At 42.0% G+C, this 21,788-nt stretch carries 18 protein-coding genes and 3 pseudogenes; 12 read left to right on the forward strand and 9 right to left on the reverse strand.

From position 1 onward, the window contains the following. Nucleotides 1–184 precede the first annotated feature (184 nt). The gene (locus MSWHS_RS06435; RefSeq protein WP_048126958.1) at nucleotides 185–1,021 is read right to left on the reverse strand and encodes a hypothetical protein; all 837 of its coding nucleotides are present in this window, start codon (nucleotides 1,019–1,021) and stop codon (nucleotides 185–187) included. Between the two features lie 161 nt (nucleotides 1,022–1,182). Then, the gene (locus MSWHS_RS06440; protein WP_082088042.1) at nucleotides 1,183–2,019 is read right to left on the reverse strand and encodes a hypothetical protein; all 837 of its coding nucleotides are present in this window, start codon (nucleotides 2,017–2,019) and stop codon (nucleotides 1,183–1,185) included. Nucleotides 2,020–2,669: 650 nt separating this feature from the next. Here MSWHS_RS06440 and tnpA point away from each other — a divergent pair. Next, nucleotides 2,670–3,131, forward strand: coding sequence for an IS200/IS605 family transposase (gene tnpA / locus MSWHS_RS19070; protein WP_082088120.1), 462 nt, complete (start codon nucleotides 2,670–2,672; stop codon nucleotides 3,129–3,131). A gap of 188 nt (nucleotides 3,132–3,319) precedes the next feature. Here the strand turns inward: tnpA and MSWHS_RS19075 are convergent. After that, nucleotides 3,320–4,696 (reverse strand): annotated as a pseudogene (locus MSWHS_RS19075) (monomethylamine:corrinoid methyltransferase). 19 nt (nucleotides 4,697–4,715) lie between these two features. Further along, nucleotides 4,716–5,369 (reverse strand): methyltransferase cognate corrinoid protein, encoded by a 654-nt coding sequence (locus MSWHS_RS06460; protein WP_048126966.1) that lies wholly within the window; start codon nucleotides 5,367–5,369, stop codon nucleotides 4,716–4,718. A 346-nt stretch (nucleotides 5,370–5,715) separates the two neighbouring features. Between MSWHS_RS06460 and MSWHS_RS20075 the strand changes: the two are divergent. Together MSWHS_RS20075 and MSWHS_RS06465 are read left to right on the forward strand one after the other, a co-directional pair. Then, nucleotides 5,716–5,904 (forward strand): annotated as a pseudogene (locus tag MSWHS_RS20075) (IS5/IS1182 family transposase); the annotation flags it as partial. 44 nt (nucleotides 5,905–5,948) lie between these two features. Next, a complete protein-coding gene (locus MSWHS_RS06465; protein ID WP_048126968.1) occupies nucleotides 5,949–6,137 on the forward strand; it encodes a hypothetical protein in 189 nt (62 codons plus the stop codon). Here the strand turns inward: MSWHS_RS06465 and MSWHS_RS06470 are convergent. The 3 genes from MSWHS_RS06470 to MSWHS_RS06480 form a co-directional block, all read right to left on the reverse strand. Then, complete coding sequence (locus MSWHS_RS06470) at nucleotides 6,126–6,362, reverse strand: hypothetical protein (RefSeq protein WP_156148085.1); 237 nt, start codon at nucleotides 6,360–6,362, stop codon at nucleotides 6,126–6,128. The genes MSWHS_RS06465 and MSWHS_RS06470 overlap by 12 nt on opposite strands. 110 nt (nucleotides 6,363–6,472) lie before the next feature. Then, a complete protein-coding gene (locus MSWHS_RS06475) occupies nucleotides 6,473–6,826 on the reverse strand; it encodes a Rieske (2Fe-2S) protein (RefSeq protein WP_048158865.1) in 354 nt (117 codons plus the stop codon). 185 nt (nucleotides 6,827–7,011) lie between these two features. After that, nucleotides 7,012–8,466: an NAD(P)/FAD-dependent oxidoreductase gene (locus MSWHS_RS06480; RefSeq protein WP_048126974.1), complete on the reverse strand. Its 1,455-nt coding sequence runs from the start codon at nucleotides 8,464–8,466 to the stop codon at nucleotides 7,012–7,014. A gap of 665 nt (nucleotides 8,467–9,131) precedes the next feature. Here MSWHS_RS06480 and MSWHS_RS21295 point away from each other — a divergent pair. Next, the gene (locus MSWHS_RS21295; protein WP_231585712.1) at nucleotides 9,132–9,416 is read left to right on the forward strand and encodes a transposase; all 285 of its coding nucleotides are present in this window, start codon (nucleotides 9,132–9,134) and stop codon (nucleotides 9,414–9,416) included. Between the two features lie 163 nt (nucleotides 9,417–9,579). Then, complete coding sequence (locus MSWHS_RS21300; RefSeq protein WP_052722625.1) at nucleotides 9,580–9,960, forward strand: zinc ribbon domain-containing protein; 381 nt, start codon at nucleotides 9,580–9,582, stop codon at nucleotides 9,958–9,960. 74 nt (nucleotides 9,961–10,034) lie between these two features. Here the strand turns inward: MSWHS_RS21300 and MSWHS_RS20865 are convergent, their stop codons facing one another. After that, nucleotides 10,035–10,310 (reverse strand): hypothetical protein, encoded by a 276-nt coding sequence (locus tag MSWHS_RS20865; protein ID WP_197074033.1) that lies wholly within the window; start codon nucleotides 10,308–10,310, stop codon nucleotides 10,035–10,037. Between the two features lie 6 nt (nucleotides 10,311–10,316). On the opposite strand from MSWHS_RS20865, the gene MSWHS_RS20870 reads away from it, so the two are divergent. The 3 genes from MSWHS_RS20870 (at nucleotide 10,317) to MSWHS_RS06515 (ending at nucleotide 14,794) form a co-directional block, all read left to right on the forward strand. Then, nucleotides 10,317–10,475, forward strand: coding sequence for a hypothetical protein (locus MSWHS_RS20870; RefSeq protein WP_197074034.1), 159 nt, complete (start codon nucleotides 10,317–10,319; stop codon nucleotides 10,473–10,475). Between the two features lie 2,025 nt (nucleotides 10,476–12,500). After that, a complete protein-coding gene (locus tag MSWHS_RS06510; protein ID WP_048158867.1) occupies nucleotides 12,501–13,034 on the forward strand; it encodes a 4Fe-4S binding protein in 534 nt (177 codons plus the stop codon). Further along, a complete protein-coding gene (locus MSWHS_RS06515; protein ID WP_048126980.1) occupies nucleotides 13,031–14,794 on the forward strand; it encodes an aldehyde ferredoxin oxidoreductase family protein in 1,764 nt (587 codons plus the stop codon). The genes MSWHS_RS06510 and MSWHS_RS06515 overlap by 4 nt, the downstream gene beginning before the upstream one ends. Nucleotides 14,795–14,876: 82 nt before the next feature. Here MSWHS_RS06515 and MSWHS_RS06520 read toward each other — a convergent pair. Continuing rightward, nucleotides 14,877–16,405, reverse strand: a pseudogene (locus MSWHS_RS06520) (dicarboxylate/amino acid:cation symporter). A 154-nt stretch (nucleotides 16,406–16,559) separates the two neighbouring features. Between MSWHS_RS06520 and MSWHS_RS06525 the strand changes: the two are divergent. From MSWHS_RS06525 to MSWHS_RS06540, 4 genes are all read left to right on the forward strand, one after another. Next, nucleotides 16,560–17,540: a carbon-nitrogen hydrolase family protein gene (locus MSWHS_RS06525; RefSeq protein WP_048126981.1), complete on the forward strand. Its 981-nt coding sequence runs from the start codon at nucleotides 16,560–16,562 to the stop codon at nucleotides 17,538–17,540. Nucleotides 17,541–18,296: 756 nt separating this feature from the next. Further along, nucleotides 18,297–18,500 (forward strand): hypothetical protein, encoded by a 204-nt coding sequence (locus tag MSWHS_RS20875; protein WP_048158868.1) that lies wholly within the window; start codon nucleotides 18,297–18,299, stop codon nucleotides 18,498–18,500. Continuing rightward, nucleotides 18,443–19,699 carry a glutamate decarboxylase gene (locus tag MSWHS_RS06535; protein ID WP_197074064.1) on the forward strand — a complete coding sequence of 419 codons (1,257 nt, stop codon included), beginning with the start codon at nucleotides 18,443–18,445 and terminating at the stop codon, nucleotides 19,697–19,699. The genes MSWHS_RS20875 and MSWHS_RS06535 overlap by 58 nt, the downstream gene beginning before the upstream one ends. A gap of 291 nt (nucleotides 19,700–19,990) precedes the next feature. Next, nucleotides 19,991–21,658 (forward strand): adenosylcobalamin-dependent ribonucleoside-diphosphate reductase, encoded by a 1,668-nt coding sequence (locus tag MSWHS_RS06540; RefSeq protein WP_048126985.1) that lies wholly within the window; start codon nucleotides 19,991–19,993, stop codon nucleotides 21,656–21,658. The last annotated feature ends 130 nt before the right edge of the window (nucleotides 21,659–21,788 follow it).

Raw genomic sequence — 21,788 nt, forward strand, 5'->3', positions numbered from 1 at the left:
TGTTGCTATTTTGTAATAGAGATACTTCTTTATGAGACTTCCGAGGTTTGAGGCTGTTGGTGAAACTGAACAGTACCTTTTCATGCCAAATAAAAAGCCGCCTTCAAAGTTTCAGGAAAACAGATCTTAGCGTAAAAAGTGAAAAAATATAACTTAAGGCTTGGGCCTGTTCAGTCGAACTTACTCATTCAAAAGATTCGGCTTCGTGTATGTACTCAGAGCCGTTAAAGGTTTCAATAGAAAGTTTTGCTACAAGCATATAACTTACCAGAAACTTTTCTTTTGGCTCAAGCATTATCGTTCCAAGTGCATCAGCAGCCTTTATAACCACATTTTCAAAATTTCTAAAATCGGTATTGGGAAACGGATGTTCAAAAAAAACAGGCATATGCCGGGGAGGACAGTTCTCTTCCCCGTTCTCCATAAGGAAACCCATAGTACTCTGAAGTTCATCAGAGAAAAATTGCTCATCCTTGCCCTGAGGTAGAGACTGAATTATGCCTGATGCAGGAGAAAGAAGACCTTCGTTCTCCGGAACCTTGGCGATTTTTTGCCTTGATGTTTCTTTTCCTATGGCTCCTATTGCAAGAGAAGATACAAGAGATTCTCTTTTCAGTTTGCAAAGGGACGCAGAGTTTGCAATCTCCCCGAGGTAAGCAACTGCAATCTTGACTGCGGTTTCCATCTCCTGTCCAACTGCGGATTTTCCGATTGCACAGAGAGAGTAAATAATACTGAAACCTGTATCGGACATTTTCTGTTCTCTTGCAGCCTCAGCCATCCTTCCCAGAGAAATGAGGGTAATTAAAACCCCAAGTTCCATTTTTTGAACGGCAGCTGCATTTCCAATGTCTCTTATGCTGATTATAGCCCTTTTTGCATCGGGTTCAAGCCCTTTATTTATGTATTTCGTTCCCTGCTCTGTTAAAAAATCTATGGACCTCAGTACACCCAGTTCATCATTTCCCTTAACCGAGCTTAAGCCAAGGTCTATTGCCCTGGCTTCGTTTAAAATGGACATTTGGATTACCCCAGTTTTCTTACATCCGGAAAAAACATCTGGATATCAGACAGTCTTGCCGGTATTCAGGCCTCTTCCTTATAGAAGAAGGTGCTGCGTAGTTCAGGCACTCAAATGAGTTTGTGCCCGGACGGTTCCTTTAAAGGACTCGAAAAAACTCATCAATCAATATCAGGAAACTTTCTCTTTCTTCTCAAATTTTTGTTCAATTTTTCTTCCAGTTTTTCGAGACCTAAATTGTCAAAATGCATGAGGGCTACTTCGGCTATTATAGATGCGCTCACAAGATAGCGGTCCTGGGCATCAAACTTGATGGTTTCAAGGGAATAAGCTGCTTGGAATAGGGCTCTTTCAAGTCCCTGCCTATCGGCAGCCTTCCCAATATCCCCAAGTAAACGGGCACTGGTATCAGCAGTTTCTTTCAGATTCTTCTCAATTGCTCCAGTCCCTATTTCCTGCAACAGAAGTTCGGCGTTTAATGCTGCATCTTCGAAGTTATGGCTTGCCGCAATTTTCCCCGTTTCTCCTAGTAAAGTCACTGTACAATTTGCGGCATCCCCAAGGCTTTGATTTGTTACGCTTTTTCCAATCTCCCCAAGAGCGAAAATGATTGCTATTGTTTCTTTTCTGGTTCTTGTAAAGGCTGCAGTATTTCCCATCTCCCCAAGGCAGGAAGCTGCAATTCTTGCGGGAAACTCCATTTTCTGCCCTCCTGCCGCTTTTCCAATTTCACCAATAGCAAGTGCGATATTGACAACGGCGTTTTCCATCCCCTGCCTGCAAGCCTCTTTTGCAATCGGGGAATAAAGAAGAAGAGCATTTGTAACAACCATTTCCAATCCAGCGAGAGCTGATGCTATTCCTATCTCTTTTATATGTTCGATTAATCTTCTAGTATCACTTTCCAGTCCTTCTTTTGCGTATTTTATTGCAAGTTCTGACAGGTGGGAAAGAATCTCAACTATACTGGCTTCGTCTTTTTCATCTACCGAAGCCAACCCTATCCCTAACGCCTCGTCTTCATCAAGTGGTAGAATCCTTCATACCCCCAGATTCTATCTTAGTTAAATATGGATACGTGGGGATATTAGCTTTGTTATGAAAGAGATAAGTAATCTGAAGAATTCCTCCTCTTTTTCTTTAATGAAAAGAAGAAAATTGTTTGATCCTGTTGGATATTTATAAGGTATATGTTAAAATGAGCCAATCACTCTATGTGGATAGATATAAATAGTAATATACGGTAATATGATACCGGTTGCTTGCGGGTAAATCGAAACCTCATTTCACACACATGAGAATCGAAACGATTACTCTAGAAGGATAGGTTTCATTCCTTCTTCCTGTCCGTTCCTAATGTTGACTCGTGAGCAACTATTCTCTTAATTTGTCTGTTAAAGCTTGAAGATTTAACTGTGTTTCTTTTTAATCCAAATTTGTGTGTCATTTTTCTCTAAATATGTTTATTACTATGGGAGTGCAGAGGGTCACGAATACCCTGACCTTCAGGTCGGGGATGAAGTGAACCCTCGCTGGCTGTTTTGTATTCGCTTAAACTGTATCAATCATCGTTTTTTTGTAAAATGAGGTTTTTTGACACCATAGCCACAGGTGGTTCCAGCTACCTATGGCTAGGATGTGATAAGCGTTGGAATTGCGCAGTTTTAGCCATGGCTATGGTCAGATTACCTACCACATCGTGTTGGTGCCTAAGTATCGATACAAGATATTCTACAATAAACGAGTTAAAAAGGATTGCGAGTCTATATTCCACAATATTTGCACAGAGAAAGGCTACAAAATCCATGCTCTGGAAGTTGTAGATAATCATGTTCACCTGTTCCTGGAATTCCACCCAAGCACCTCTCTATCAGAGGTGGTTCAATACTTGAAAGGAGGTAGTTCTTACAGATTGTTCAAGCTTCATCCTGAACTGAGAACACGATATTGGGGTGGAAGTCTATGGTCAAGTGGTAAATTCTATCGATCCGTTGGAAATGTAACCGCTGACACAATCAAGCACTACATTAAGGAGTCGCAGGGAAAACCGAAAACAGAGGTTCAATCATATAGATTAAAGTCTAGGCAACGGAAAATTGACGATTTCTAAGTACCAGAATAACCGGGCGGGCGGCCCATCAGCATACCCCATCCTTTAGGTTGGGGTGGCCGCACGCAATTTGATTTAGAAAAAAAATGTTTCGGGATAAATGACTGGGCCGTAAGAAAAAAAAACCGATCCGGGAATAGAACTCCAGGACCTGAATTGCTTAAAGATCAAGTACTTGAACTTTCGGCTTAGAATACAAGTCCGAGGTCTTCGAGCTGCTTTCTTGCAGAGTTGTATACCTGGACGTATTCTTCAGTTGGGGTGATGGTCTTTACGTCGTAGCATTCCTGGAAGGTCTTTCCTGCCGGAGCGCTTGCGTAGTTCTTCTCATAGAGTGGCACGAGCTTGTCTAGAACCTTATTCACCTCTGCGATTTCCATTCCAGCGGTTGCCCTTGCAACTTCTCCCATCATTCTGGCTTCCATACCTGTGGTCTTGTCGGTTACGACACCTTTTGCAGCTGCGACACCTGATAGGATTTCGCGTCCTGATGCGGTGTCAGTAATGGACTGAGCAGAGGCTTCGAGTAGGCACATTTCGGTACATGGTCCTGCACATGGGTAATACTGATTACCTGAGAGCATATTTGTGAACTCGGAAATGGTTGCACATGCCCAGCCTGCAATAGTAAGAGTTTCCCTTGTGTTGGTGGAGCCCCAGCGGATGTGGACAGGACCGTCAAGGTGCCAGCTTGCATTGCTCATGACAAAGGCATTGATGTGGGTTGCAACGTCGACTATTGTGGTTTCTTCAATCCCGCCTGCATATCCTCCGAAGATAGGCATCTGCTCATCCATGATGATATCACTGTTTGCATTGTAGTGGGCAATTACAGAGATTGCATCAAGGTCGATCTTGAGTTCGTTGAGCTGTGAGACTTCGTGGCTATCCGAGCTTATCTGACCACCAACGCAGTCAGAGGATATATTTCCCTGAGCAGACAGGGAAGTCTCCGGGCCCTATATGCCCATTCCCGGGCGGCCTGCCATTGCGCATGCCTGTTTTATAAGCCTGGTTTCCGTCTTTGCTGCCAGGATTTCATAGGGGCTTTTTGGAATAGGGGCTTTCCCGCGGATAGAGGTCATGACACCGTCTACAATCGTATCTACTTCCTTTTCCAGAGCGTAGCTCATGTGGACAGGCATGAAGACCTCTTCTGAAATAGGAGAACCAGTGGGTCCGCCCTGGACGATTGGCTTCTTCTTGTCGCCGACTTCTCTCTTGGAAACGCGGACTGCATCCCTGCCGGTCCCGAGAGTGAATTCCTTCTGGACGTTGTTGATTGCGTTCCAGATTTCATCTTCAGTGTACTTTACGATCCTGTGGGTGTCGGTACAGTAGATACCACACTCAAGAAGCATGTCAAATCCTGCCTTGAAGAGCTTTTCCATCATGTCCTTGTCTGTTGGAACAAACTCTCCCTTGAAGTCAAGCCCGTACTTCTGCTTGAGCTCCATTGCCTTCATGGGGATTTTCATAAGGTCCCAGTCGTCCTGAGTGCACTTTTCTCCTACTTTTGCTCTGTCGTAAAATTCGTAGCAATCAAATGATTTTCTGAACGTCATGTTCTTTTGCCTCCCAGGATTATTTCATAACTTCAAGGGCTATCTTTGCAGCTTCTGCAGCATTTTCTGCAGTTGCATCCGCTCCGATTTCCTCGATCCATTTCCTGGATACGGGGGCTCCTCCGAACATGCATTTTACACTGTCTTTGAGGTTTTCTTCTCTGAGTCTGTCCATGAGATCTTTCTGGCCGAGCATGGAGGTGGTCATGAGGGCTGAGCCAACAAGCAGGACCTTTTGTCCTTTGTGTTTTGCAGCCTCTTCTACAACGGTTTCATTAAGGACATCGGTTCCGAGGTCAAGGATCTCAAATCCATTTGCTCCGAGCATGGTGGAAACAAGGCGGTGCCCGATGTCGTGGATGTCTCCTTCTGCAACAAAGGTGATTGCAAGTCCGGTTTCCTCTCCTTCCACTTTGGTTTTCTCAAGTTCAGGAGTGAGGATTTCCATTGCAACGCTCATTGCTTTTGCAGACATCATGATCTGGGGTAGGTAAATCTCGGCGGCTTCGAACTTGTCCCCGATAATCTTCATTCCAACGGAAAGGCCCTTTGTGATAATGTCAATTGCGGGAATTCCTGCAGCCAGGGCTTCCTGGGTTAACTGTGCAATGCCTGTGATGTTTTGAGTTACGATCGCGCTGGTTAGCTTTTCAAAAATCTTGGTATTTGTCATCCCATCATCACTTCTTTCTATTTTTTTGTCCGGTAAAGAGATCTTTTTCTACCTACTGGCAAACGGAATCCTGTTACCTCTTTATTATATATATAATTTTGTCAACAAACTGATCTCTTTTATATAATTGTCTTTTGAAAAAGGGGAAATTTAAGGTTTAATTATTAGGGCCCTCTTAAACTTACTATTTAACTGAAACTTATTTTCCATTTTTTTTTCTGCTAATTAAACCAGATAACAGTTCTCCCAAAAAAAGTACATTTTATTTTTGATCTAAAATCTAATTAGAGCCTTAAAAAACCGTAAATTTTATTGAAAATGACGTAAAATCCGCTTTTGGCGATATATTAAAATCGTACTACTGAGCATGTTTTTTTCCTGTGAAATTTCCTATTCTATCAGAGAATTAAAAGAAAGGGATAGCTTGAGAAATTTTTTAAAAATCAGTTCTGTACCAACTGAAAATGAAATTTATGGCATTCTCAGTAAATATGAACCAAACTTTGCACAGATATACGAGGAATTCTGTCCAAAAGTACTGTTTTTTAGCTGTACTTTTAGTGGGGATAACTGTAAATTATGGCATTAATGAAAAAAAGGAATTACAAGCCTTTTCTGAGTAACGAAGTAAAGAGGAGGCTATTAATTATATATATTTTGTTGTTAAGGGCTATTTGGGGCCCGGGCAAAAAAAACCGTAAAATAAGAGATGTTTTGCAACGAAAAGGAAAAAAATTTGAATTTGATTGCCTTGCCTCACCTGAATAAGAAAATAAACACAATGAATGCCACGATGTTTAGCAGAAAACCAAACACGCTAACTGTAAGTCCTGCCTTTGCGGTTGCGTCCTGACCCTGTTTCAGGCAGGATCTGGCGAGGATGATACCTGCAAGTGCAAAGGGTATTGCAAAGGATGTAAGGAATAAGTTCCCTATCCCAAGCCAGAATGTGAGAGAAAAAATTACACTGATCAGTCCGAATACAAGGCTCAAAATCCCCTTATTCCCCGAAATGCTACTGATTTCGCTCCCTCCTGCATGAAAAATTATACACAATCCATTTAGCAAACCCTTAATTAAGAGAGAAAAGATCAGGTATACGGTTATTCTTCGATTTTTACCCCTATTTTATCTCCCTCAAGTTTCCACTCATACCGCTTCAGTTCCAGTGAGTCGTTCAGACATTTCCCTGTTCTTACGTCAAATCTTCTGCCGTGACAGAGACACGTGAGAGTGAATTCCTCCAGCCTGCCCCTATCCATAGGACATCGGGCGTGAGGGCAGATATTTGTGAAAGCATGGATCTGTCCCTCCGCTTTAAGGAGAAGCACATTTCTTCCCCCTGGTTCAACATGAAGAAGCTCTCCTTCTTTTAGGCTGCTTTCTTCAGCTGCATAAAACCAGGGAGGCTCAAAACCAGAAATCGAGCCTTTTTCAGGTATTTTTTCAGAAGGCATTTTTACCAACCACCAGAGACTGGAATTATGAGATTAAATTTATTCTTGATCCCCTCTTGATCCGGAAGTTCTTTTCAATTCTTTTTTACATCATTAGGCTGGTTGCCCGTATAAGTTTTGCTGAAATCAGAAAGGATCAATAAAGGAAAAACAGAGTATATCAATTTTTAATTTAAATTTTATGTTTAATGGAGATTCCCATCCTCATTGAGTATTTTTAAAAGCTCGATTATCGAGTACGATGCTCTGGTAATTCCCATGCTGCGTTTATCCGTATCTGTGCCTGCAATGTAGAGATTTTTGACAGGAGTCCGGATATCCGCAAATTTTCCGTTAATTGTGACTGCAGCTTTTTCGGGGACCATAATCTGTTCGTGTTGCATGTCGATGTATTTTTCGATATTTGGGAGGGCACGGAAAATAGTGTCATAGGCTCTCTTGAGTTCGTGCTCTTCAGTCTGATCTGCGTCTATTACGAAGGAAAAACCTACCAGTTGTCTGTCCTTCGGGGCGAGGGAAGGGTCATAGTTGCTTATGGGCATTGCCCAGTAGGCAAAGTCTTTAAACCAGATCTCAGAACCTGTATAGTTGAACTCAGGGAGTTCTTCCTTCAAGCCAAGCCAGATGGTCAAGCTTTTTGTATGCACGATTCCTTTAAGTTCTTCTTTATAAGCCGGTGGTAGTTCCTTTACAAGCCTTGGGAGCTCGGTTGCAAAGCCTGTATAAATAACAAGATCGGCTGGATAGATTTCATCAGCTTCCACCCCTGAGATCTTTCCATTCTGCACCAGGATGCTTTTTACTTCGCACTCCTTTTTTATTTCTACTGTGTCGGGAAGAGAGTACAGGATGGCATTCAGCAGGGCTTTCAACCCTTTTCTAGGGTATCCCTGGGAATAATTTACCTTGTTTGTAGCAAGCCTTTCAAGGGATGTGAAGGGCTGGGCGACTCTGTCCACGCGGGCCTGCAGGGAAGCATGTAGATGGTATGGAAGGATCGAAGAGAGAATGGACTCGGTAGACTGACGTTTTTTCGGCTCGATTTTTCCGATCATGGCATCAAACTGTTCCTGCGTAATGCTATCCCTGACAAAACTGCTGCCAGAAAGAATGCGCTGAGCAGAGGTCTCTTTCATTGACTTCCCCGAAAGAAAACCTGAGATCGTGTCCACAAAGTCATATGTGTCTTTGCAAAGATTTCTGGGAAGAAAATCATAAACCGACTGGTCCGAGAGATCTATTCCAAAAGATGAAAGCGTAAGGGCTTTCGTAAGGGCCTGTGAAAGGATAAGCCTGTCCTTTCTCGGAAGCACATCAAAAGTCACGAAGTCTTTCAGGTTCGAAGGGACTTTGGTAAAAGCATTTTCAGTCCTGACATAGTAGTGCCCGTAGTCCTCAAATACAGGCAGGAAATCAAAGTAATTATTAATCAGTCTCGGAAGGGGGCCTTCAATCAGATGGGTTATTGCATGTGCTCCTGTATCCACCTGATATCCATCTACCATGTAGCTGTTGCAGTTTCCCCCAAGATATCGTTCTTTCTCAAGAACAAGGACTTTCTTTCCATGCTTGGAAAGCGTCAGCGCAGCCAGAAGCCCGCTTACGCCAGCCCCGACAACAATTACATCATATTTCTTCATTCCCTAAACTACCTCTATTTATTCTAGCGAATCAAGTTTTCAGTTAAATGCAGTTCGTAAACCCTCAGCAGGAAACCTGTTAAATCTTTAGATTTAGCGAGTAGTTGACATGTGTTGAACATATCTTAACAAAAGTTATGTTCTGAAACTTAACGAAGTACTTTTAATATGGGGTATGTGCGAAATTATTTTATATGTAATTTATGATCCAACAAAGTTGTCTCTAATTTCTTCTTTCTATCTGCAGATAGTATAGAGAAAAAAATAGTATTTATAGTTAATAGTCCACATGATAAAGATTATCAAAATCTTCATTTTTGGAAGAAAAGATACTATGTCAGTACAGCAGAACTCAAGGTGGAAAGCTGAAGTATAATACCGTTATTTTTATAGCATATTTAGTAACGGAATAAATTTACCTTGTAGAAGGAATCCAACGTGAAAATCCACTTCATCCAGCATGTCAAATTTGACTCTAAGGCGGGAAGTCCCCTTCCTCGGAGCGTAAGCGACAGGTGGGGGATGAAAACCGTCAACTTCTACAAAACAACAGTAGCATAATTATTTATATTTATAGTTAACTCGATATAGTGATAACTATGTAGTAAAAACTAGATCGTAGGAGCCATTCTGTGTATTCACTCCATTATCATTTCGTTCAGTGTGTGAAATATAGGAGAAAAGCTCTAACGAACCCTCTAGTTGTTGATTTTCTAAAAACTAAAATCCATAACATAAGCGAAACATTCGATGTTGAAGTGCTGAATATAGAGTGTGACAAAGACCATTTTCACTTATTATTCTCAGCAAAACCTTCGCTTGATATTCCAAAATATATCAAATCTACAATGATGATCCATACAAGGGTAGAGGAAATTTCTTTGTATCAATTACATATGAAGAAAACCTCACAACCGAGTATATTGATAACGATTTGTATCAAACAATAGACTTAGGAATCACGAAAACAGTAACAGCAGTAAACACTCAAGGAAAATTCTTTGAAGTTAAAACACCACGTTCAGATCAATACTGGAATACAAAAATAGATACAATCAAATCCAGAAAAGATCATTGTAAAAAAGGAAGCAATAGGTGGAATAGACTGCACGTATGGCTCAATCAAAGAAAGTAACTGGAAAAAGAAAACGTTCTCAGAATAGATCAACTCAGAATCAAGGATATCTTTCTCGTTTCATCGAATTCTTGACCTACAAAGCAGAGCTTACAGGTAAAAAAGTAACAAGAATTGATGAAGCTTATACATCAAAGGAGTGCTGTGTCTGTGGAAAAAGACACGACATGCCTCTTTGGGAAAGAATTATGAATCTTTGGGAAAGAATTATGAAATGTGATTGTGGAAACGTTATTAATAGAGATAGAAATAGTGCTATCAACATCATGAAGCGATTCTTATCACAGAATGCTTTGTGGACAGGCTATCAGAAATTTTCTGATAATCTTCGACAAACAGGATTACAGATGGATACTTGAATCATACTTGAATCACTGCAAATATCCAGGTGACGTAATCACTCGAAGTGACGTAATCACTCGAAGTGATGTAATCACTCGAAGGAAGCTCCGTCCTCGCTTTCATCAGAAAGCAGGGCGGGTAGTTCACGAATAATTACAAGGAGATAGGGTGGTTTCCGGTATCTGCGGGAAAAGAAGACAAATTCAAAATTCCTCTCCTCGAAGGAATCCCTGACGAATTCATGGCGTTTCACTGGTATGGGGACACATTTAACCTGCTGGGAAGGGCAAAGAGGTTCTTTGAAAGCGAAGCCTGCAAAAACCAGGGGTTCATTTCTGAAAATAGGGTAATCGGGTTGCAATTTCATCTGGAAATGAGCAACCAGACGATCAGAAATGTAATTGAAAACTGCAGGGACGAAATCGTTGAGGGAAAATATATCCAGAAAGAACATGAACTGCTGGAAAGGGATTATCTCCTTAAAGTATCCAGACAATTAATGTTCAGGTTGCTGGACAACTTCGTGAACTAATTTTGCATAGGGGGTCTCAGTGGAAGATAAGTATACAAAATTGGGGACAGGCATCAAGAACAGACATCAAGAACAGACATCAAGAACAGACATCAAGAACAGACATCAAGAACAGACATCAAGAACAGACATCAAGAACAGACATCAAGAACAGACATCAAGAACAGACATCAAGAACAGACATCAAGAACAGACATCAAGAACAGACATCAAGAACAGACATCAAGAACAGACATCAAGAACAGACATCAAGAACAGACATCAAGAACAGACATCAGGAAAACAGAAACATCCTAATATTATTTTGAAAAGGACCTTGAATAGATTCTAATAGCTCCTTCTTTTCGACCACTTCTTCAGCAGAAGTTTTCCAGGGATTCGATCCGCAGGGAGATTTAATACGTACTTTCAGACAAATACGTGCTTTCAGACAAATACGTACTTTCAGACAAATACGTACTTTCAGACAAATACGTACTTTCAGATTGAGGCCCCAAAAAATATCAGGCCATCTCGTTTCTCTTTGTCGGTTTCAGGACAGGCCGGAAATCGTCGTTAAAACGCCATGAGAAGTTAGTGTTATAACAAAAACATGGCGATAATCAGAACTAACATAAACAGTAAACCATACGTGCCAACTATCACATTGTTCTGCTGCATGGGGAACCTTCCATATAAAAATGTGTCAAATATCTACGATAGTGAATTTATAATTATAAAAATCATAATTTACAGTATTAATTATGTAAAATGAGGATAAATAGCTTTCTATTTATGCACATGGATGAACTTTTTTTACATTATCCTCTTATTTACAGGATTAAAATAAGCTATTTTTTTAGCTTTGAGAGCCTGAACTATTTTTGTCTGGAAATGATATCTGGAAATGATATCTGGAAATGATATCTGGAAATGATATCTGGAAATGATATCTGGAAATGATATCTAGAAATGATATCTGGAAATGATATCTGGAAATGATATCTGGAAATGATATCTGGAAATGATATGTCCAAAAAAAGTGACCCCACAATCGAGGAACTGAAATTCCTTTTTCGTCTCCCTCATCGTTCAGGGTCTCTACACGATTACTCTTTTGCGGGTTCACACTCCCGACACTTCCTGTCTTTATACCTTTTCCCAGGCTTTCCAAACCCCTCTTACCACAACGTCTTCTTCTCGGGGTTTTTTTCGGGCCTAGTATAAAGTATATGATGAGTTATGTTCCGCTGTTTTGAGCCAGGGCCATTTTTCTACAACGTCCTCTGCCGGGCCGGCTAATAAGCTGGAACAGTTATCAACCTTTAAGACCCACTGGGAATATCCTGGTAACTCTGGACTTCCTGAGGCCCAGGATGAACTTCGGGCAACGATTGGAACCATAAAGAAAATACCAGGTTCAGCATCTACAACGATTCTTTGCATCTGAGCTTCACGGGAAACAAAATTCAGCATACCCGGAAGAAAGCTTTTCTCCTTCTGATATATTGGATTCTCGCTTCCTTCTGGACTCTCATCCCTTACCCATAGGGTTTTGAGGTCAGATCCAGTACAAGCTGATTAGTGCTAACAAAATAAACAGTACACTGAAAATGCCAATTATCATTTCGTTTTGCTGCATCATTTTGTTGTGCTGTATCATTTTGTTGTGCTGTATCATTTTGTTGTGCTGTATCATTTCATCTTGTTGCATACGAATCTTCCAGACCAAATATCTCCGATAACTATTTGTTTGAGATTCAACAAACCGGAATCCACTATCCTATTTATGTGATCCAACAATAAAGTCTTTTCGATTTACATTCAAGGAATGGTTTTTCAATGCACCCTTAATATATTACATAAGACCTCTCATACCGGAAATCTTGCCATTTTTTAAATTCTCAATAAATCCGGGGTTCGATTGCTGCTGCATTCCAATGCTACATTATATAAACCGGGGGAGCCTATTTTTCGTAAAAAGGAATCCAGGAAAGGGAATCCAGGAAAGGGAATCCAGGAAAGGGAATCCAGAGTGGGAAAGCAATGGCAAAAAGGTTAAAAGTTGCAAACCCGGCCCGGTGCATAGGCTGCTATTCCTGTATGATGGCCTGTGCAAGGACCTGGTACGATACCATATCTTTGAAAAACAGCAGAATTAACATCCAGACCCGCGGCGGAATCGAAACCTCTTATGTTCAAATTGTCTGCCATGCCTGTGTTGACCCTCCGTGTATGAGGGCCTGCCCTGTTGGCGCGCTGACCAAAAGGAAAGGGGGAGGAGTCAATTTCAATAAAGAAATCTGCGACGGCTGTGGAAACTGTATCGAAGCCTGCATAGTTGGGGCAATTCATCTGGATGCGGAAAAAAAAGCAGTAATCTGCAAGCACTGTGGGGTCTGCACAAAATTCTGCCCGCATGATGTACTTGAAATGATTGAGGTCGAAGACAGCGGAGAATTAAAAGTTAAGGATACGAGCCCGGTTGAAGATACAAGTTCTGAAAGCCCTACTGCCTCCCATAAAGAGCTTTATGGGAAAAAAGATCCAGGGGTAAAAGAGCCTGAGGAGGAAAAATGACAACAGAGCAGTACGCTATTCCAGGTCTTAGAAACGTACTTTACATTGACCTGACCAATCTGAGTTATCACATTGAGGAGAGGTCGGACCTCTATGAAAAGTACCTTGGAGGCGTAGGAGTTGCCACGAACCTAATGCTCGAAGAATATAAAGAAGGAACAGACCCTCTTGACCCCGAAATGCCGATAATTTTCAGCACAGGCCCTCTCTCTGGCGTGTACCCTACCTGTACAAAAACCGTTGCACTGTTCCGCTCTCCCCTTAACGGGGAACTCGGAGAGTCTTATGCAGGAGGGCACCTGGCCATGTCCCTGCGTTATTCCGGTTACGAAACAATCGTTATCAAAGGTTCTTCTAGGTATCCTGTGTATGTGACGGTACACGATGATAAGGTTACTTTCAGGGACGCATCTTCCATCTGGAACCTCTCTTCTGCAATTGATGTGGGGCAGGTCCTCCGCAGGGTAGAGCCTGGAGCTGGAAGGCGCAGCATTGTCCGGATAGGTCCTGCAGGAGAGAAAGGAATCACATATGCAAGTGTAAACGTTGACACCTACAGGCACTTTGGGCGCCTCGGGCTCGGTACAGTCTTCGGGGCAAAGAAACTTAAGGCGATATTAGTTGCAGGAAACAGAGAAATTAAAAGTCCTGAGCACGATGCCTACAAAAAGATGTGCAAAACGCTTTACGAAACAATCGTCAAAACAGGGTTGATGGAAAAGTACCACAACCTTGGCACGAGCGAAAACATCCTGGTCTTAAACGAACTCAAAGGTCTTCCAACCCGGAACCTGCAGGCAACCTGCATTGAGGGTGTAGAAAATATCTCAGGGGAGAATTTTGCGGAGAAATACCTGATCCGGCGGGTGTCCTGTGCCGGATGTCCCATAGGCTGCGTTCACGTAGCCATGCTAAAGCGCCCATTCTCAAAAGCCCACGAATATGAAACCCTTAACGTTTCCTACGACTTTGAACTAATCTATGCACTTGGCTCAAATCTGGAAGTTGCAGATCCCGAAGCCGTACTTGAACTTATCGACTTATGCGAAAAAGCCGGGGTAGATATAATCAGCATGGGAGTAGTGCTTGCCTGGGCAACTGAGATGCAGCAGCGTGGGAAAATTTCCACTGAAGAGACTCTGGGGCTCAAACTTTCCTGGGGAGACAAAGCAGCGTACCTTCGGGCAATAGACCTTGTAGTCCAGGCCCCTAACGAATTCTATTCAGCTCTCGGAAAAGGGGTAGATTATGCCTCTAAAAAGTACGGAGGCAAGGAATTCGCGATCCAGCTAGGCGGGCTGGAGATTCCGGGCTATCATACAGGGCTTGGAAACATCCTGGGACTTACTGTAGGCTTCCGGCACTCTCACCTGGATAATGCAGGCTATTCCGCAGACCAGAAAGCATTCAACCAGCCGATTTCTGATGAGAAAATTGTTGATTACATAATCGATGAAGAAGATCGCCGCAGTATCCTGAACTGTATGGTTGCCTGCCTCTTTGCCAGAAACGTCTATACATACGAAAATATGGTTCAGGCTCTTAAATGTATAGGGATAGAAAGAACCGAAGAAGAACTCAAAGAACTTGGGAAGGACATCTTCAGGAAAAAGTATGAATTAAAGAAGAAATTTGGTTTCAGGTTCGAAGACCTCACTCTCCCGAAAAGGTTCTTTGAGACAGCCTCTACCACAGGAAAGCTCGAAGAAGAAAGAGTCAGGAAAGCAATTGAAATGTACAGGGAAAAAAGAGGAGTTTAAGGCCCCTCGAAGCTGCCGCAGCCTGAGTGCTTCAAATCAATTTAAAAGCCTTATATGTTAAAAAAGGGTTTGTCTTAAGGAGTTAGATATTTGAGCTTTCAGACGCTGTAATATCCTTATTTGCCTTAACTTTGTCCTCATTTTTCTCTTCGGGAGCTTTCTCAACTTTTGTTTCAGCTATTTTCTCGACCTTATCGGCCTTTTCTTTAACTTTTCCTCCAACCCAGCGGTCCATAACTTTGCAGGCCACAAGGTCTCCCGCTACATTCACTGCAGTCCTTGTCATGTCAAGAATTCTGTCTACTCCCATTATGAGAGCTATCCCGCTTGTAGGAATCCCTACGCTATTGAGAATCAGGGCAAGGACAATAATTCCCACCCCAGGAATTGAAGGCGTTCCAATGGATGCTGCAACAGCCATGACCATTACGACAAGGAACTGGAAAGGCCCAAGATTTATCCCGAAGACTTCAGCCAGAAAGACTGTAGCTACACCCTGATAAAGCGCAGTTCCATTCATATTTACTGTGGCTCCGAGAGGGATTACAAACTGTGAGATCGAAGCCCTGATCCCTAACTTTTCTTCTGCGGTTTTGATAGATAAGGGCATAACTGCAGCCGAGCTGGAAGTAGAAAAAGCAAGGAGCATAACGTCCCGGATGGCTTTAAGGAACTCAAAGGGGTTATACCTTGCAATAACAGTAACAATAAGGAGATTCAGGCACATAAGGAGTAGCAGGCTTGCAAGCACTGTGCCCACATATACCATCACTTGGTAAGAAGCCCGAAAACTGCAATCGGGGCAAGAGACATGCTCCATTTGACCACTATCATACAGACAGCTTGCAAAGAGTTAAGAAAGTTGACCATTGGAGTTGACTGGTCCTTATTCAGAGATACAAGAGCAACACCTATGATTATTGCAATGATCACAACCTGCAACATTTCTCCATTAGCCATAGCTCCAAGAGGATTCGAAGGGAGGAGACTTCCGATAAGTGATGAGGGAATAGTCAGAATTGAATGATCGAAACTCAAACCAGTTGATTCTACCTGTACTTCACTTCCCATCGCACTTTCAATAAGGTCTCCACTTATATACTGCCCGGGATGGATATAAAGCGCCATTCCAATACCAATAGCAGTTGCAATTGCAGTCGTTATCACAAAATAAATAGCTGTTGAAAGTCCTGTCTTTTTGAGGGCGCTCATGCTCTGGCTTGAAGCCACCCCAAGGATAATGGAGGCAAAAACAAGTGGGACTACAATCATCTTCAGAAGCCCGAGGAAAATATAACCCGGAAGAGCAACCCATTCTCCTATGATTTCCGCAGATGCCGGGTCAATATACCCTCCAAAAGGGCCGAGAAAAAGCCCAAAAAATACTCCGAGCATCATGCTTATGAGGATTTTTAGCCAGAGCTTTTTTTCAAGTAAATCACGAAGCTGATTGCTCATGTTTTTAAGGGAATAATTGCGCCTGAAATCTAGAGGGTAATAAATGCGCGTGATCCCATTAGTGATACCCTGGCGAAGTATTTTCGTTTCCTCTGCGATTTCATGCGTGAATTCCCTTGGGTTCGGGATGTAATGGTGGTCTTTGCTTTTCATGGGGGATCACAATAAAATCGTTAAGGGATTCAAAAGTTTGTTTCATTTTTCAAAAATTTAGTCCAAGCTTCTTTTTAGTTTGTCATTAAATTATATAAAATCTTAGGAAAATATTCAACATTCACTGAGTTGTTGACCCAAAAGGAGCAAGATTATGATTTACCTCACCAGAGTAAAAAAAGATCTCCCGCAACGTGGGAAGGGAATAAGGCTGGCTATTTATCAGGGTGAACGTCCCGTTGGAACACCTGAAGCAGTACAAAGCAATATTGAAAAACTTGAAGAGGTTTCAAAGCAGGCTAAAAAGTATGATGCCCAGCTTATTATCTTTCCAGAATTGTATTTGACTGGTTATGCTCTCAGCCCGGATTTGGTTAAACAATTAGCAGAAGAGGTTAATGGCCCCTCCTTAAGAAAAGTTTCCAAAATAGCCAGAGACAATGATATAGCCATTATCTTCCCTTATCCAGAAAGGGATTCCAGTTCGGGAGAAGTTCATTACTATGATTCTATCGCTTTTATAAATTCTGATGGTTACTTGCTGCAAAATTACCGCAAAACACATCTTTTTGGACAGGCGGAAAAAGATAATTTTTCATCTGGATATACCGAAAAAGGTGACAAAAACCTGTTTCCGGTTGTCAAGGTAGCTGATTTTCCGGTGGGGATTTTAAATTGCTATGAGGCGGAATTTCCAGAGTTGTCGAGAATTCTGGCGCTCAAGGGAGCCAGGTTAGTCATAATTCCCACAGCCGCTGATTACTATTATACATTGTCAGATGGAAATCGTACTCAAGTGCCTTATCCAGATGTTTCAAAAAAACTTATTCCCGCCAATGCCTATTTTAACAAAATATTTATCGCTTATTCCAATCGTTGCGGTTATGAAACAGTTGGTAAAAATTCATGGCAATATAGAGGGAATTCAGTCATATGTGGTCCGAATGGCGATCTTTTATTAGTGGCTAGACCAGAAGAAACCCTTCTAGTCGCAGATATCATCCCCAGTGATTTTGGACCCACTCATCCGGAAGGCGATTATCTTAAAGATCGAAGACCAGAGCTTTATCATGGACTCATTTCAAAAAATGTGGCATTTGGAGAGGGATATGCCTACCCCGATAAATCAACATGACCTACTTTTTAGATATGTTTTATTATTCTCTGGGTTTTTGATTGATTGCAGTCAATTGCCAGTGGAATTCATGGTCAATTTTGGTGATCCCAGGAGATTTTAAAAAGTTTCAGATACCCCTTACACAAAGATTCACACTGCGTTTATGAAATAAAAAAAATCATAAACTATCTGTTTTATTAAATTCATATTTATCAAATTCATAATTATTTATATTTTAACATCTATTCTATAACTTAAGTTTGGTATATCCTGCTAATTAATACTAATTTCATCATGAAAAGTATCAGAAATCAAAAAATACAGGATATAACTTTGAATAGTACGAAGAAAACAGAAGCGTCAACTACCCCTGAGCTAAAGACTCAGGAACTTGTCTAACAAGCCCTGGTTGACCAGATCACCGATTAGGAGCTTTGGAAAATCGGTAAATTCGGATACATATTACCCTACTTCGGTAGGTGGAGGGTGATTTATTTGCCCTTATTACATTAATAAAAAACTAATTCAATAGAGCAGGACAGGAAAGTTTACGCATTCCTCCCCTTAGCTAAAACTTAGGGGTTTCCTGCTGAGGGTTTATGAAGCTATGTATACATTACAATAGTTATTCCTCTATCCAGTTTGGGCTATAATCTAACAACCATTGCGGGTACATGGGGACCTTAAGCTGGTTAGTTAACTGTTGCATTTTTAACTATAACCCAAAAATCACTAGATTTTGGAACAGAGTCTCAAAAAAGAGGGGGGAGATTTTTGATTTCAGAGAAAAAAGATTTAAAGAAACTCCAGGATTCAAAAAAATGGTATCTTAAGGCTTATAGCAATGTTTATTCTGAGGGGTACTTGCCGAAGTATGAGATTCCTGAGAAAAAACACCTTCCAATCTATCATACCGCCTTATTCATGATGAACTATGTCTTGACGGGAACCCTACCCTTAATCTTTCCAGCTTTGTGACTACCTGGATGGAACCTGAAGCAGACCGAATAATTCAAGAGAATATCGGGAAGAACCTCATAGACCATTTCCAATATCCACAAACCCAGGTAATCCAGGATCGAATTATCAACATGCTGGGACGCCTGTATAATGCACCTGATGATGCCGATTTTACAGGTACGGGCTGTGTTGGCTCTTCCGAAGCGATAATGCTGGCACTACTGGCTCATAAATGGACATGGAAAAATAGCCTGGAGGCAGAGAAAAAAGCTGTCGATAAACCAAATATCATTTTCGGTGCCGATGCACACGTATGCTGGAACAAGTTTGCGAAATATTTTGACGTTGAACCCAGGATCATACCCATGGAATCCGATCGCTTTACGATTTCCAGGGATACGGTAGAAGAACTGATTGACGAAAACACTATTTGTGTCGGAACGATTCTGGGGACGACATTTACGGGAGAAATCGATCCCATACAGGAAATAAATGAGCTGCTTGTAAGTATCAAAGAGACAAAAGGATGGGATATTCCAATTCATGTGGACGCTGCTAGCGGAGGTTTCGTAATTCCGTTTGTTAGTCCGGATTTTAAATGGGACTTCAGGCTATCCAGTGTGAAATCCATAAATGTCTCAAGCCACAAATACGGGCTTGTATATCCCAGCATGGGATGGCTTATTTTTCGTGAAAAGAGCGACGTTCCCGAGGACCTTATATTTTATGTGAATTATCTTGGGGATGAAACCCCAACTTATTCCCTTAACTTTTCTTCAAGTAGCTCCCTGATGCTTGCACAGTACTATAACTTCCTTCGTTTTGGCAAGGAAGGTTATAAACAAATTATGACTGGTATCATGGAAAACGCCCGTTATCTTGCCAAGTTACTTGAGAACTCAGGCAAATTTGACATGTTGAATTCAGCTGAGTTTTTTCCTGTCGTTACAGTTAAACTGAAGCAACCTGAAAAGTACACAATCTTTGAACTTTCACATAAACTTCGAGAAAGAGGGTGGATCCTTCCTGCATATACTCTACCCAAAAATACAGAATATATTGCTCTTATGCGCGTGGTGGTAAAGGAGAATTTCAGCCAGGAAATGGCAGACGTGCTTTTTGATGATATTATGAAAGCTTGTGAAGTCCTTGAGGGAAACAAAAAAGAGAAACACAAACCAGAAAGATCAACTGATGAGGGACATTTTGTTACATAAGCCGAGTTGTACCAGCCGACTTGCAAACTAGAATTTCAGATCAAATTTCAGATCAAATTTCAGATCAAATTTCAGATCAAATTTCAGATCAAATTTCAGATCAAATTTCAGATCAAATTTCAGATCATAATTTCTGAATGTTCATTCGGACACTATGATAAAAAATCCTGACCAATATTGAATATAACTTATTTTTTCGAAAAGTCAACTACCCGCTAAATCTGGAGATTTAACAGATTTCCTGCTGAGGGTTTATGAAGTTTGCTAACTATTCCGGGGAAATTGATTTAGGTGCTGGATACTGAGGAAGGATGGGAAGCTCTGATTGCCGAAGCCCTTAAAGCCAGGTATCTCTGCGAAGGGGAAAAAGGCTGGGAGGGCATCTGTGAGAGGGTGGCAAAGGCAATTGCAACAAACGAAAAAGAATATCTGGAATTCAAAGACCTGATGGTCCGTAAAATTTTTATCCCGAGTTCCCCCACGCTTATGAATGCAGGCACGGAACTCGGCCAGCTTGCTGCTTGTTTTGTAGTTCCTGTGGAGGACAGTGTCGAGGAAATTTTTGCCGCCCTCAAAACCGCCGCCCTCATCCAGAAGACCGGAGGAGGTAGTGGGTTTAACTTTTCAAAGATCCGTCCAAAGGGGTCTCAGGCCCTCTGCGTTGATGGGGTTGCGAGCGGTCCTCTTTCTTTCATGAGGCTCTTTAACGAGGCAACCGAAGTCATCAAGCAGTTCGGCAGGCGCAGAGGCGCAAATATAGGAATTCTTGATGTCTCACATGATGATATCATCCCTTTCATTAGGGCAAAGCACGTTGAAGGGAGCTTCAGGAATTTCAACCTCTCGGTAATGGTCCCTGATGCTTTTTTCAGGCTTGTTGAAGCAGGCAGCACTGAAGAGGTTTGGAACCCCCGGACAGGGATAACGGTTGGGGTCATCTTCTCCGAAATCGTAGAAGGGATCTGGAGAAACGGGGAGCCAGGTGTTCTCTTCTATGACCGTATTAACAGGGATAACTTCACCCCAAAGTTGGGGGCCATCACTGCCACAAACCCCTGCGGAGAAGAGCCTCTCCTGCCCTATGAATCCTGCAATCTGGGCAGCATTAACCTCTCTCTTTTAGTTGCGGAAGGACAAGTCAATTGGGATTCTTTGAGGGAAACAGCCGAAAAAGCTGTCCGTTTTCTGGATAATGAAATTGATGTAAATGTATACCCTGTCCCGGAGATTGCGGAGGCAACCAGAAAGACAAGGAAAATCGGACTTGGAGTTATGGGATTTCACGATATGCTTTTGAAACTGGGACTTTCCTATGATTCAACAGAAGCTGTTGAACTTGCAGAAAAGCTTATGGAGCAGATTAGCTGGGCTGCGGTCCGGGAATCAAGAAAACTTGCGGCAGAAAAAGAACCTTTCCCGGAGTATGAGAGCTCCACCTGGGGATTCCCAATGAGAAACGCCGCATTGACCGCAATCGCCCCTACTGGCACTATCAGCATTCTTGCCGGCGGCTCTGCGGGGATTGAGCCTGTTTTCAGCTGGGTCTACAGGCGGACCCGTACAGTGGGTAAAGAATTCCTGCTCGTCCACCCCTTCTTTGAGGCATATTTCATGCCCAGGCTCTCGGAACCGGATTATAGAGGACTCCTTGAGCATGTCTACACATATGGCACCCTGCAGGACATAAAAGACTCTGAAATGGTGTCTGAAAATGAAAAAAAGCTCTTCAGGTCAGCCCTTGATATTGGCTGGAAGACCCATATTGATGTACAGGCCGCTTTTCAACGCCACTGTCATGCAGGAATCTCAAAGACCATAAACATGCCTGAAGATTCCGGAAAAGAAGATGTTGAGAGCGCTCTGATTTACGCCTGGAAACAGGGATTAAAAGGGCTTACAATCTATAGGACCGGAAGCAGACAGCATGTGGTTCTCAATTTAAAAAAATCTGGTAACTAATTTCGGAAACCGAGTCCGGTAACTTAAAGCTCCCTGGCAGAACAATTTTGGACTATTGGCTTGCCGCTGCAGAATAAAAATACCCTTTGTAATAAATTTCTTATTTTTTTAGTAAGTGTTATACCACTGG

The organism is Methanosarcina sp. WWM596, from assembly GCF_000969965.1.
In the GTDB taxonomy this organism is placed as follows: Archaea; Halobacteriota; Methanosarcinia; order Methanosarcinales; family Methanosarcinaceae; genus Methanosarcina.